This is a genomic window from Paenibacillus sp. Negev47 (assembly GCF_058313655.1).
Genome location: NZ_CM177754.1, coordinates 1377839 through 1392079, shown reverse-complemented (window position 1 = coordinate 1392079; position 14241 = coordinate 1377839). Strand labels below are relative to the sequence as shown.

General features: G+C 47.7%; 11 protein-coding genes. 1 reads left to right on the top strand and 10 read right to left on the bottom strand.

The genetic code is table 11. The annotated features are described in order from the left end of the window. The first annotated feature begins 71 nt into the window (after nucleotides 1–71). Entirely contained in the window at nucleotides 72–1562 is a 1491-nt protein-coding gene (gene gcvPB, locus AC4G47_RS06460) for an aminomethyl-transferring glycine dehydrogenase subunit GcvPB (RefSeq protein WP_491106654.1), read from the top strand. Between the two features lie 237 nt (nucleotides 1563–1799). Here gcvPB and ptsP read toward each other — a convergent pair whose 3' ends face one another. The 10 genes from ptsP to galE form a co-directional block, all read right to left on the bottom strand. Beyond that, nucleotides 1800–3512 (bottom strand): phosphoenolpyruvate--protein phosphotransferase, encoded by a 1713-nt coding sequence (gene ptsP, locus AC4G47_RS06455; RefSeq protein WP_491105331.1) that lies wholly within the window; start codon nucleotides 3510–3512, stop codon nucleotides 1800–1802. Beyond that, entirely contained in the window at nucleotides 3505–3780 is a 276-nt protein-coding gene (locus tag AC4G47_RS06450) for an HPr family phosphocarrier protein (RefSeq protein WP_036617010.1), read from the bottom strand. The genes ptsP and AC4G47_RS06450 overlap by 8 nt, the downstream gene beginning before the upstream one ends. Nucleotides 3781–3857: 77 nt before the next feature. Beyond that, nucleotides 3858–5909: a glucose-specific PTS transporter subunit IIBC gene (ptsG, locus tag AC4G47_RS06445; protein ID WP_491105329.1), complete on the bottom strand. Its 2052-nt coding sequence runs from the start codon at nucleotides 5907–5909 to the stop codon at nucleotides 3858–3860. Between the two features lie 288 nt (nucleotides 5910–6197). Further along, on the bottom strand, nucleotides 6198–7052 hold the full coding sequence (glcT, locus tag AC4G47_RS06440) for a glucose PTS transporter transcription antiterminator GlcT (protein WP_458123761.1): 855 nt from the start codon (nucleotides 7050–7052) through the stop codon (nucleotides 6198–6200). Nucleotides 7053–7216: 164 nt separating this feature from the next. Further along, nucleotides 7217–8764: a flotillin lipid rafts scaffold protein FloT gene (floT, locus tag AC4G47_RS06435; protein ID WP_249911906.1), complete on the bottom strand. Its 1548-nt coding sequence runs from the start codon at nucleotides 8762–8764 to the stop codon at nucleotides 7217–7219. Between the two features lie 63 nt (nucleotides 8765–8827). Further along, on the bottom strand, nucleotides 8828–9364 hold the full coding sequence (locus AC4G47_RS06430) for an NfeD family membrane protein (protein WP_017686844.1): 537 nt from the start codon (nucleotides 9362–9364) through the stop codon (nucleotides 8828–8830). Between the two features lie 281 nt (nucleotides 9365–9645). Continuing rightward, nucleotides 9646–10809 (bottom strand): iron-containing alcohol dehydrogenase, encoded by a 1164-nt coding sequence (locus AC4G47_RS06425; protein ID WP_124115633.1) that lies wholly within the window; start codon nucleotides 10807–10809, stop codon nucleotides 9646–9648. 92 nt (nucleotides 10810–10901) lie between these two features. Then, nucleotides 10902–11489, bottom strand: coding sequence for an MSMEG_1061 family FMN-dependent PPOX-type flavoprotein (locus tag AC4G47_RS06420; RefSeq protein ID WP_458123764.1), 588 nt, complete (start codon nucleotides 11487–11489; stop codon nucleotides 10902–10904). 149 nt (nucleotides 11490–11638) lie between these two features. Continuing rightward, nucleotides 11639–13237 carry a UDP-glucose--hexose-1-phosphate uridylyltransferase gene (locus AC4G47_RS06415; RefSeq protein ID WP_458123765.1) on the bottom strand — a complete coding sequence of 533 codons (1599 nt, stop codon included), beginning with the start codon at nucleotides 13235–13237 and terminating at the stop codon, nucleotides 11639–11641. Between the two features lie 14 nt (nucleotides 13238–13251). Next, nucleotides 13252–14241: a UDP-glucose 4-epimerase GalE gene (gene galE, locus AC4G47_RS06410; RefSeq protein WP_491105325.1), complete on the bottom strand. Its 990-nt coding sequence runs from the start codon at nucleotides 14239–14241 to the stop codon at nucleotides 13252–13254.

The window sequence follows — 14241 nt, the reverse complement described above, 5'->3', positions numbered from 1 at the left end:
CGACGACAACGACAACACCGGCACAAGGACAATCGGAAACGGGTACCTCTGTCTCCACTTCGGCTCAATCTGTGACAGAAAAATTCAACGCACAGACCTTATCCCCTGCACCGGAGCAAGCATTGATCTTTGAACTCAGCAGCCCTGGACGTGTAGCTTATTCCCTGCCAGAATGTGACGTTCCTCGTCAGGCTGCCGATACGTTGATTCCCCGGGAAATGCTCCGTTCAGAAGCAGCGGCACTGCCAGAAGTGTTCGAGGTAGATGTTATTCGACACTATACCGCTCTGTCCCGCCGCAACTTCGGCGTAGATAACGGCTTCTATCCACTGGGCTCTTGTACGATGAAATACAATCCAAAGATTAATGAGGATGTTGCACGTTATAATGGTTTCGCCAAAATTCATCCGTACCAGCATGAATCCAGCATTCAAGGTGCACTTGAACTGTTATATACGTTGCAAAACGACCTAGCAGGTCTGACAGGTATGGATGCGGTGACCCTGCAACCCGCCGCGGGTGCCCATGGAGAATGGACGGGACTTATGATGATTCGTGCCTACCATGAAGGTCGTGGCGAACAACGTACCAAAGTCATCGTGCCCGATTCTTCTCATGGTACCAACCCGGCAAGCGCAACCGTAGCAGGATTTGAGACTGTGACGATTCCATCCCGGGCAGACGGACTGGTTGATTTGGACGCACTCCGTGCAGCCGTCGGTTCGGATACAGCAGCATTGATGCTGACCAACCCGAATACACTTGGTTTGTTCGAGAAAGACATACAGGAGATTGCATCCATCGTACACCAGGCTGGTGGCTTGCTGTACTACGATGGGGCGAACTCCAATGCTATTATGGGCATTACCCGTCCAGGTGATATGGGCTTTGACGTGGTGCATCTGAACTTGCACAAAACGATGAGTACGCCTCATGGCGGTGGTGGACCTGGCGCCGGACCAGTCGGCGTGAAGAGCCGTCTGATTCCATTCCTGCCTAAGCCGATGGTAATCAAGAATGCTGATGGTAGGTTTGTATTCGATCGTGAAGGCGATCAATCCATTGGCCGGGTGAAAGCCTACTACGGTAACTTCGGTATATTGGTTCGTGCCTATGCCTACATTCGCACCTATGGACCAGAAGGCTTACGCCGTGTCTCTGAATGTGCGGTACTGAATGCCAACTATATGATGGCCCGTCTCGCCCCTTACTACGAGATTCCATATCCAGGCGTATGTAAACATGAATTCGTCATGTCTGGACGGGGACTGAAGCAGTATGGTGTGCGTACACTGGATGTTGCCAAACGATTGCTTGATTTTGGATACCATCCACCAACCGTGTACTTCCCGCTTAACGTCGAAGAATGCATTATGATCGAGCCGACAGAAACCGAAAGTAAAGAAACGTTGGATGGATTCATTGATACGATGATACGGATTGCCAGAGAAGCAGAAGAGACACCTGAATTGGTACTGAACGCACCTTATGGCACACCGGTTACTCGACTCGATGAGACTACCGCAGCCCGCAAACCTGTTCTGAACTGCGCTTGCAGTTAAAAACTAAGTGAGTTTCTAATCCATGCTCTTGCTGATGTTAACTACACCAGTAAGAGCATTTTTTGGTTAGACATTACAGGGTCTCTCTCCTCGTACTCCCCCTTTATTCCCTATACATTCGCGCAACAAAAAAAGCCGATATCCACATGATTCACGGATACCGGCAAAATCGCTGCATGAACGCAGCTCATTATCGGAAAAAGAAAAACCTCAAATCCGGAGGATACCCCGGCAAAATTACGCTTGAATGCTTTGAACCAATTCAACGACTTGTTCAGCCGTTTGCATATCCAAAGCTTTGGCAGCCAGTTCCTGCATATCCGCACGGGACAGCTTGGTGATCTGACTACGAGCTGGCAGAATGGATGTTGCGCTCATGCTGAACTCATCCAATCCAAGACCGAGCAGCAATGGAATTGCTGTTTCGTCTCCTGCCATCTCACCACACATGCCAACCCATTTGCCTTCACGATGCGCTGCATCGATAACCATTTTAACCAAACGCAAAATGGCCGGGTTATACGGTTGGTACAGATACGCCACTCGTTCGTTCATACGGTCAGCAGCCATGGTGTATTGAATCAGATCGTTCGTTCCGATACTGAAGAAATCCACTTCTTTGGCAAATTGATCCGCCAGAACTGCAGTCGATGGAATCTCGACCATGATTCCGAGTTGAATGCTGTCAGAAACAGCAATACCTTCAGCAACCAGCTTCTCTTTCTCTTCGAGCAAGACAGCTTTTGCTTCACGGAATTCACCCAGTGTTGCGATCATTGGGAACATCACACGCAGGTTGCCATGTACGCTTGCACGCAGCAATGCACGCAATTGTGTACGGAAGATATCCAGACGGTCCAGACACAGACGAACTGCGCGGAAGCCGAGGAATGGATTCATTTCTTTTGGCAGATCCAGGTATGGAAGCTCTTTGTCTCCACCGATGTCGAGTGTACGAACAACGACAGGTTTACCTTCCATTTTTTCCAGTACCGCTTTGTAAGCATTATACTGAATGTCTTCGGAAGGAAGCTTGTCTCTGCCCATGTACAGGAACTCGGTACGGTACAGGCCTACAGCCTCGCCGCCGTTCTCCAGAACACCCGTTACATCATTCGGTGTACCGATGTTGGCTGCAAGTTCAACATGAACGTTGTCCACCGTTACCGTTGGCTCATCACGAAGTTTTCTCCACTCTGCACGTTGTGCATCATACTGTTCCTGTTTGGCACGGTATTCAGCAATAACTTCATCAGTAGGGTTAACCAGTACGTGACCATCCAGACCGTCAACAATAATCATATCGCCTTGTTTCGCTTGAGCCAAGATGTCCTTGGTTCCAACGACAGCCGGAATTTCAAGAGAGCGAGCCATAATCGCCGAGTGAGAAGTACGACCACCAATGTTGGTTGCAAAACCTTTAACAAATTGACGGTTCAGTTGAGCCGTGTCGGAAGGCGTCAGATCCTCCGCAAGCACGATCACTTCTTCATTGATCTCAGCTGGACTCATGAAGTCGATACCAAGCAAGTGATTTAGCACACGTTTGGTTACGTCACGCATATCTGCAGCACGTTCCTGCAGGTAAGCACTCTTCATGTTCTCAAACATGGAGATAAATTGCGATGCCGTTTCGTTCAAAGCAAATTCTGCATTGATCATGTCATCCGCAATTCTAGCTTTAACCGGATCAATCAGTTCCGGGTCATTCAAAATGAGCAAATGCGAAGCAAAAATCTCTGCTTTTTTCTCGCCAAGCTCTTGTAAAGTGCGCTCTTTGATCGCCTCAAGCTCAGTCTGGGACTTGCCCAGAGCTGAGTCGAGTTTCGCGATCTCTGCGTCAACGTCGTTAATTTGGCGTTTTTCTACAGAGTAATCAGGATGCTCCAAGATAAACGCCTTGGCGATAGCAATACCCGCCGAAGCCGCGATCCCGGAGACATTAAGCATTAATTTCGCCCAACCCTTCGTTAACCATAACGTCAGTCAAAGCTTGAAGAGCTTCAGCTTCTCCTTCGCCTTCAACGATGATGCTGATGGTGTCGCCTTGTTCCAAACCGAGGGAAAGAACACCCAGGATGGATTTCAAAGTTACTTTTTTACCGTTAGCTTCTGCAAAGGATTCTGCACCTTTGAATTTGTTAGCTGTATTAACCAGGGCTGTCGCCGGACGTGCGTGGATACCATCTTCGTCTGTAATTCTAAATGTTTGTTGCATTACAATCATCTCACTTTCAGTAATTTGGTTTAGGCATTGCATATATTTACACTTGCTTGCCATCGTCGTAACACTTCTTATTTTATCTCAATGATTGGCTGATCGCCAACTTTGAGCACTCCACTCTTCTTCAAGGTCACTGTGGAGCCTTCTGGCAGGTTGGTGAAAATAACTGGTGAAATGATCGATGGAGCGTTTGCTTTGACATACTCCAGATCCACTTCCATAATCGGCTGACCCGCCGATACCAGATCACCTTCCTGCACGAGTACGTTAAAGCCTTGACCTTTCAGCTTCACCGTATTGACACCTATATGAACAAGCACTTCCTTGCCTCCGTCGGACATGATGCCCACGGCGTGTTTGCTTGGAAATACATTAAACACTTTACCATACACAGGAGATGTTATTGTGCCATCATGTGGCAAAATAGCGAATCCGTCACCTGTCATTTTTTCAGCAAAGACCGGATCAGGTACGTTCGAAATGTCCAGCAACTCACCATTAACTGGCATTACGATATCCTCAGCAACGATACGCTCGCCTTGTTCACCTTGAGCCTTCTCCTCTTCTGGAGTCGGTTTAGCAGCTGCTGGCGTTGGTGCTGGTGTTCGCCCTGCAATGATATCCTGCATTTGAGTTTTAATCGTATCGGAACGTGTTCCGAAGATGGCTTGAACATTATTACCCACTTCAAGCACACCAGATGCACCCAATTGCTTCAAACGATCTTTTTTCACATTGGATTTCTCATTGACTTCAATCCGCAAACGAGTAATACAAGCGTCCAGATGTTTGATATTCTCCTTACCACCAAAAGCTTCGAGAATGTTATGCGGCAGCTCATCCGTTGAACCGGAGCTTCCGCCAGACGCAGTTTCAGGCGTTGCCTCTTCACGTCCTGGTGTTTTGAGATTGAATTTGCGAATGATTAATCGGAATCCGAAGTAGTAGATTACCGCAAGAATCAAGCCGACGATAACAACGTTCCACCATGGTGTACGGTTCGGAATAATACCGAAGATCAGGAAGTCAATGAACCCACCGGAGAAGGTCATACCGATCTTGACACCCAGAATTTGCATGGTCATGAAAGACAAACCTGCAAAGATACAGTGTACTGCAAACAGGATTGGCGCTACAAACAGGAACGAGAATTCAAGTGGTTCTGTGATCCCTGTCAGGAACGAGGTCAGCGCAGCCGAACCCATAATGCCTGCAACATACTTTTTGTGTTCCGGTCTTGCTTCATGGTACATCGCAAGAGCGGCCGCTGGCAAACCGAACATCATGAACGGGAATTTACCAACTTGGAACGTTCCCGCTGTGAGGTTTGCACCATCACGCAATTGATTGAAGAAGATCTGCTGGTCACCACGAATGACGTCTCCAGCTTTGTTCACGTACTCACCGAACTCAAACCAGAATGGGGAGTAGAAAATGTGGTGAAGACCGAACGGAATCAATGACCGTTCCACGACACCGAAGATAAATGCCGACAATGTCGGGCTTGTATCTACCATGAAGTGAGACACAGCATTCAATCCATTTTGAATCGGTGGCCAGATAATCACGAGAAGCAACCCGATTAAGAGGGAAACAACCGAAGTGATAATCGGAACAAAGCGTTTACCTGCAAAGAAACCCAGGTAAGACGGCAGTTCGATTTTGAAAAATCGATTGTAACACAGCGCGGCGGCAATACCTATGATAATACCTCCGAACACGCCTGTACTCAATGTCGGGATACCCAGGATGCTGGCATAACCCGGTACTTCGCCGATCATTGCCGGGGTAACGCCTACTGCGGTACCCAGTGTGACGTTCATGACCAGATAACCGATGATGGCTGCTAGACCCGCAACCCCTTCGCCACCGGCCAATCCAACGGCTACACCGACGGCGAACAGCAATGCCAGATTATCAAATACGATCTGACCTGCGTTCATCATAATTGTGGCGATCGAGTTCACCCAAGGGGTGTCGAGCGCAGTTACATATTGCAAAAAGTCTGGATTAACCAGCATGTTTCCGATTCCGAGCAGCAAACCTGCCGCTGGCAGAATGGCTACAGGTAACATGAGCGCTTTACCTACTCTTTGTAATACACCAAAAAGCTTCTTAAACATCGCTTCGCTTACACCCTTTCGTCTAAGTTTATATGTTGTTATGCAAGCAAGGGAACACAAAAAAAGGCATGAATTAATAAAGTGAACTGTGCCAACCTTGGGGTATAGCATACCCTGTATAAGGTAAGAACAATCACACTCTTATTAACTCATGCCTGATCGAGTCAGTAACACGTCGCTTATGTTAATTCAGTTGCTTGATTACGGAGACCATTGTAGCACCAGTTTTAATCCATTGCAAGCCTTTACACCAAAAAAATTTTCCCGCATTCCATCACTGGAATGATTTCACTTATTCTCTTCTTCCTTCCGTTGATTCAGCCGTTGCAGATGAATGGTCAGATACCCTACTTCCGCGGGATAAACTGGCAGTTTCAGCCTTTTCTCCATCACTTTGGTCAGCTTCCATGCAAGCGAGTACATTTCCGGATACTCCAACTTGAGCAGCGAATCCAATTTATGAAGTTCTTCGACTTTGTCCCCCCGGCGTACACGCTCAAGGGCGAAACGAAGATGAGTGAGCAAACGGGAGTAGTCCAGCGATTCCGTTTCAAACGAATAATCAAGTTGGTCAGACACCACGTTCACCAGATCAGTGATCAATTGTGAATGTTCACGTACCTGGGATATATTTTGGTTGGTCATTGCGCTATAGATATGAAGGGCAATAAAACCAATCTCGTCCATCCCCAAGTCTACTCCCATTCTCTCCTTGATCAGACGAACAGCGTATTCTCCCATCCGATATTCTTCAGGATAAATCTCGCGGGTCTCATATAGAAATGGATTTTGTATGACAATTCCCTGTTCCTTGCGTTTTAACGCGAAAGAAATATGATCGGTTAATGCAATATGGATATGTTCATTCAGAGGAACGTCCGTACGCTCTGCGATATACGTAATGACTTCGTTAATAATCTCGATCAAGGCTTCATCCACCTGTGGAAGAAGCTGCTTGTACTGCTCCTGCTCCTGCTGGTTTTTCAAAATGAACATTTTCTCCACAGCCATCAGTGGAATGTGATCACTCGGTTTTCGGTTAAAACCAATGCCCTTACCAATGACAACGACTTCCCCATGATCAGGATGCTGTGCAATGATTACATTATTATTTAGCGCTTTATCTACATGCAGGCTGCTCATTGTTTGCACCTCATTTTTCACACCATCTTAGGTGTGATAAGTCACACCCTGTTACGAACGAAAAGACATCCGGAGCGGGCAAACCGCGCCGGACGTCTCGCTTAAAAAGTAACAAAAATTCGCCTTAAGGTCAATAGAGTATACCGCAACATTGGAAGTGGTTGTTACTCGTCAACCCCAGCTCTTTCCACAATCTTGTCGATTATGGAAGGGGTTGTCACAGCCTCGCTCTGTTGAATGGCAACCGGCGCAGGTGTTTTGGACTTGGTAAGGCCTTTAATCAGCTGCTCTACATCGATGCCGGATACGCTTTTAAGCATCTCTGGAGCCGTCGCCATAAGTTCCGTAACATAGTTACTTACACGCGCTGCACCTTCTCCTTTACCTGTATCTACCACAGTCAGTTTATCAATGGATGCAATCGGCTCGGCAATTTTGCCAGCCAGCTCAGGCAGCATTTTGACGATAATATCGAGTACAGCCGCTTCGCCAAACTTCTGGAACGCCTCGGCCAATTTTTCCTTCGCTTCTGCTTCGGCAAGACCACGCAAACGAATAACTTCTGCATCCGCTGTACCTTTGGCAAGTTCCGCATCCGCCATGGCCTGACCTTCAAGCCGCTTCTGTTCAGCTGTTGCTTTGGCGTGTGTTTCGATGGAGTACTGTACTGCATCGGCTTCACGCATTCTTTTGGCTTTATCCGCTTCGGCAGCCTGCTCCACCGCATAACGATCCGCTTCTGCCTTTTTCTTCACTTCGGCATCATATTGCTTCTCACGTACGACGATTTCTTTTTCTTGCAGATCGATCTCACGTTCTTTACGAACGAGTTCAACCTTCATTTCTTCTTCTACCACGGTCTGTCTCGCACGCGCTTCATGGATATGGTATGCCTGATCGGCTTCCGCTTTTGCTGTATCCTGATCCCGCTTAAACGTGGCTACTTTCAGTTCCTTCTCTTTGGCTGCCTCGGCGATATTGGTATCCCGCAGCAACTCTGCTTTTTGGCCCTGTTCTTCCGCATTAGCCTTCTGAATACGCGCATCACGCATTGCTTCCGCTTCAGCAATCTCGGCATCACGCTTCACTGCCGCAATTCTCGGTTTACCGAGAGCGTCCAGGTAGCCCTGTTTATCACGAACATCCTTGATGGTAAATGAGACAATTTGCAGTCCCATTTTTTTCAGGTCTCTAGCTGCTACTCCTTGAACCTCTTGAGCAAATCGATCCCGGTTCCGATACACTTCTTCCACCGTCATCGTACCGAGGATGGCCCGCAAATGCCCCTCCAGTACCTCCTGTGCTTCGCTTCTCAGCGCTTCTACAGGTTTACCGATGAATTGCTCAGCTGCCGTAGCAACGTCCTCTACAGCGCCCCCAACCTTGATAATAGCGACACCGTCAGCAATAACTGGAACACCTTGCTCCGTGTACACTTCAGGTGTGGAGACATCCAGCTTGTGGGACAATAAGGAGATAAACTCGGATTGCTGGAATACCGGCAGGATAAATGCACCGCCACCACGAACAATTTTAATTTTCCGGCCAGAATCATCATCGGATATATTTTTGCTACCCAGGAATGACCCCGTAACGATCATCGCTTCATCCGGTCCAACCGTTTTGTATCTCGCCCAGAAAGCCAAACCCAAAATCAGAATCACACCAACAACAACTGCAGGAATCAACAACACATCCCAATTTAAATCCATTCCACATCTCTCCCCTTATTCATTCATGATGAGTGCTTAAACTAATTAGGTGATTAGACTAGTTTATAAATCTTTAAGTACATTTTCATCCCATTCCGACACTCGCAGTACACCATCTACGACATCCACCACGACAACACGTGCTCCCGCCGCAATGGGAAGGTGTTCAAAGCTGGATGCTGTCTGAATCGTACTACCGGATGCAAAGCGGATCATCACTTCACCAAAACCTTTTTCCGGCACCGGAATGGTAATTTCCCCAATTTTGCCTGATAACTCTTTCATTGAAAATGCAATGGAGACATCGCTGTTACGCATCGGTTTGATATATGCGAAGAATACCAGCATGGCTGCAGCAATACCTATAAGCAGGGATAATATTAGACCGGACATCGCACTTAATGAACTATAACGTGTCAGCATAATGCCTGCCCCACCAAAGGTTGTAATGGAACCAGCTAACACAACGGGTTTGAAAAAATCAAGACCTGGCATTTCGAAAGCTCCGTCCAGCAAGCCATCAATCAAGTCACCCAGCACAAGGCTGACAACCGCAAATATTGCTCCTCCGATTAGACACCCCCAATAAATTGTCTCCATCCCCTGTTCCTCCTCTCCTCTGCCGCAAATTCATTCTAACTGAGCATTCCACATGTAAATAAATACGTAGCTAACATCAAAATGTTTCAAATTCTTTCCTCAAATGTATTCTGGAGCCGATAATGGGTATTATCACGACATTCTGTTCTTCTTGCTTCATGTTCCTTCGTTATTCACGTGTACAGCCCCGAATACATGAAAAAAACCGCAAGCCCCCATGAAGGAGACTTGCGGCTATCGGACAACAGCATGTGTCCGTTCACTTGTCAGGGATTATAGAATTACAGAGAAGCCTTGTAGATGGATACAACATCTTCCCGTTGCAGTTTCTTGAAGTTACCGAATGGACCAAACAGCATCGCTTTGTCAGCCATTACGTCGATCTGACTGTCATCGATATCGTAATCTGCCAAACGGTTAGGTGCACCAATAGATGTCCAGAATTTGCTGAGCGCATCGATACCTTCTTCAGCAACCTGTCTGTCCGACTTGCCTTCAGGATTCACTTCAAACACATTGATTGCCAGACGTTTGAATCGATCCACATTGACATCCAGATTATGTTTCATCCAGTGTGGGAACAAGATCGCGAGTCCACCGCCATGCGGGATATCATACACTGCGGATACCGCGTGTTCGATATTATGTGTTGCCCAGTCTCCTGCGAGACCCATATTCAGCACGCCATTCAATGCCATCGTTCCGCAATACAGAATTGTTTCGCGCAGCTCATAGTTCTCCAAATCTTCAACCAGACGAGGTGCTGCTTCCATTACGGTACGCAGAATCGTCTCACAGAAGCCGAGTTGAACCGGTGTGTTGGCGTCCAGATGGAAGTAATGCTCCAATACGTGAGACATCATATCCACCATGCCGTATACCGTTTGGTCCAGTGGAACAGTGTATGTATTCACTGGATCCAGGATAGAGAATGCAGGGAAAGAGTATGCACTGCCCCAACCCAGTTTTTCTTGGGTATCCTGATTCGTAATAACCGAACCGGAGTTCATCTCCGAACCAGTTGCTGCCATAGTCAGTACCGTACCGAGTGGAAGAGCGTCTTGTGCAACGGCTTTGCGCTGAGCAAAATCCCACATATCGCCATCATACTTGGCACCTACAGCAATCGCTTTGGAACAATCCAGTACACTACCGCCACCTACAGCGAGGATCAGGTCGATGTTATTTGTTTTGCAGAGGTCTACCCCTTTATGGACCGTAGAAAGACGCGGGTTAGGTTCCACGCCAGCCAGTTCAGTCACTTCTGCTCCAGCTTCCTTAAGCAAACCGATCACTTGATCATACAGCCCACTGCGTTTGATACTGCCGCCACCATATACAAGCAGAACCCGTTTACCGTATTTCGGCACTTCTGTTTTCAATGCTTCCAGTTGTCCTTTGCCGAAAATCAGCCGGGTTGGATTATAGAATTGGAAAGATCTCATATCTATTGTCGCCTCCAATGGAGTTTAGAATTTTTGTGCAACTCCAATTATAGTACCCTGTTTATAGAAAAACAAATCGATAGTCACTCACTTTATAACAACCCGTTAATCTCCAAATGTGCTCGAAACATCTCGCTCGTTGAAGGTAAATCCTCAGCGTTCGCCCATGTTTCGGTGGCCCATAACCCAGCCTGTTTGAATGCCCGAGGACAATGAATAAAGCACTCTTCCACATCCACAATGACAGCTGCACCTATGGTTTTACCACTCCAGCCCATACTGGCGATGAATTCCTCATCCTTGGTAATGGATGCTGTACCATTGATACGCAGCACTTCATTCAGTCCCGGAATCAAAAAAAGCATACCGATACCAGGGTTAGACAACATGTTCAACAACGAGTCTATCCGCCGATTGCCTGGGCGCTCGGGATAAACGAGCCGATATGGTTCATATACTTTCACAAATCCCGCTCCATCGCCCCGTGGCGATACATCGCTATTTCCATCCCGATCGGACGTAGAGAGGAAAAATAAAGGCGACATGGTTAGAAAATTCTGAACATGTGAATCCACAAATGAGATTGCCTTGTTACGCACATGTTCATGGGGTTCCCCCACCATGCTTTGCAGTTCCTCTGCATCTGTAATCAATGGAATATTCAATGCCTTCTTTTCCAATTCATTAACCCCATTCCCTCAATTCATTGTGTTACCTAGGACTTCTCTCCATTATAACTGGCTCGGAAGTTCATTCCAATGCGTACTCATGACAAGAACACCCGCTCCTGATTGGGCGGGTGTTCTTGATTTGTTGATTATGTTGATTATTATTCAGTGTATCCCATGCTGCTCACAAAACGACGGAAAGCCTGACGTCCTGCTTCATCATGTTTGTAGACACCTGCATGCTCCAGAATCTCGGCAAATTTCAAACCGACTTCCTGCTGTACAATAGCAACGGCTTGTTCTTTGTCCAACTTAGGACCGAAACGTCCAATCAATTCTTCCGCCCAGCCCAGATGCTTGTTCAAGACATGATCGGAAGCTTTGGCCGCTTCAGCAAGCTTGGCATCTCCAGCGAGGATATCCGCGATACTGTCCAGTTCTTCTTTCAAGCGACCTGGCAGAATGGCAAGTCCCATCACTTCGATCAGACCAATGTTCTCTTTTTTCAAATGGTGCATCTCACGGTGCGGATGGAAAATCCCTTCAGGATGCACATCATTCGTGCGGTTGTTACGCAAGACGAGATCCATCTCATACCCACCGTCTGCACTGCGACGAACGATTGGTGTTACCGTATTGTGCGGTACCTGTTCCCCATCTACTTCACTGAATGCCTCGATATCCGCAGCAGAATCACTGTAGAGCTTCCACGCTTCATATACAGCATTACCTGCTTCAAGCAACTCTGCAGGATCGTGTGAAGCCAGACGCATTACTGACATCGGCCATTTTACGAGACTCAGTGTAAGTCCAGGTGCATCCGCATGGCGGAAGACGGCCTCAGGCTGTGCATTTTGAATCGCGAATGTATGACGTCCACCCTGGAAATGGTCATGTGTCAGAATCGATCCGCCTACGATCGGCAAATCCGCGTTAGATCCGATAAAGTAATGCGGGTACTCCCCGACAAAGGCAAGCAGTCTGCGCAGCGTATCCTTCGTCAGTTTCATCGGCACATGATCGTGATGGAAAATGATGCAGTGCTCGTTGTAGTACACATACGGCGAGTATTGGAACAACCAAGGCTCGTTGTTTAGCTCAAGCGGAATGACACGCAGATTTTGGCGAGCCGGGTGATTCACCCGACCAGCGTAGCCTACATTTTCACGACACAGTTGGCATTTTGGATATACCGGAGGCGGAAGCAATTTCGCCATGGCAATTTCCTTTGGACTTTTCTCCGGCTTCGACAGGTTGATGGTTATCTCCATGTCTCCATAGGCCGTGTCCTGTGTCCAGTAGACATTCTTCGAGATCCGATCCATCCGGATATAGTTGGAGTTAATCGACAAGTCATAGAACTGAGAGGTGGCTGCCTCAATGCCTTCCGTTTGCTCCGTGTGACGGAATGCGCGTACCACTTCGGATGGGCGAGCCATTAGATGGCCCATGATTTTGGCATCCAGCAAATCACGGAACGTATCGCTATTTTCAGGAATGAGTCCAATAGTGAATCCATAATCAATCAACGTATCCAGCATAGCTTGTGGACCATCGGGCACAGTTGTGTCCAACTCTCCGGCATAAGGCTCTGAGAATCCGAATTGTTCAAGCAATAGGTTGCGGCTATAATCCCAATCCGCTTCCTCGATTAATTGTTTCTGCAAGGCAAATGCAACCAGACGTTCAATGGCATGCAGTGCTTCCTGCTGCTCCGGTGTCCGCTCTGTGGCACCTGCTGCAATATGAGTCTGTGACATAAGGTATTCGCCTCCTAGTTTTTTCCGTAGCCGTCAGGACGTGATTGGTGCCAGCCCCAAGCGCTTTGAATGACATCTTCAAGATTGGTCCACTTCGGATTCCAGCCCAGGACGGATCTCGCTTTCGCAGAGGAAGCTACCAGCACAGCCGGGTCACCTGCACGACGTGGTTCCTGTACAACCGGGATATCGAGGCCAGTCACTTTTTTAGCTGTCTCAATGACTTGTTTCACCGAGAATCCTGTACCGTTACCCAGGTTAAATACATTGCTGTTCTCACCTTTGCGAAGATAATCTACTGCACGTAGATGCGCATCAGCCAAGTCGCTCACATGGATATAGTCACGGATACATGTTCCATCTTCTGTTGCATAGTCGTCACCAAATACTGCGATGTGCGGGCGTTGTTTCAAAGCTGTTTGCAGTACGAGTGGAATTAAGTGACTCTCTGGCTGGTGATCTTCACCGATTTTGCCACTGTCATGAGCACCGGCTGCATTGAAGTAACGCAGGGAAACGTATTTGATATCCTGAACTTTATCGAACCATGACATCATGCGTTCCATCATCAGCTTCGTTTCGCCGTATACGTTCGTTGGCTCTGTACGGTCACTTTCTTCGATCGGCACTTTCTCCGGCTCGCCGTAGGTAGCTGCTGTAGAGGAGAAGACGATCCGGCGTACGTTCGCTGCATTCATCGCTTCCAACAGACAGAGTGTACCAAACACGTTGTTGTCATAATATTTAACCGGGTCTTTCATACTCTCGCCTACGAGTGAGTTGGCTGCAAAGTGAATGACTGCATCGATTGAATTCTCAGCGAACAGCTTCGCCAGAATTTCTTTGTCACGCAGATCCCCTTCATACAACTTACCGCCGAGCAACGCCTCACGATGCCCTGTCTGCAAGTTATCCAGTACCACAACCTCTTCCCCACGTTCCAACAATGCTGCTACCGTATGAGATCCAATATACCCTGCTCCACCTGTCACCAAAATTGCCAT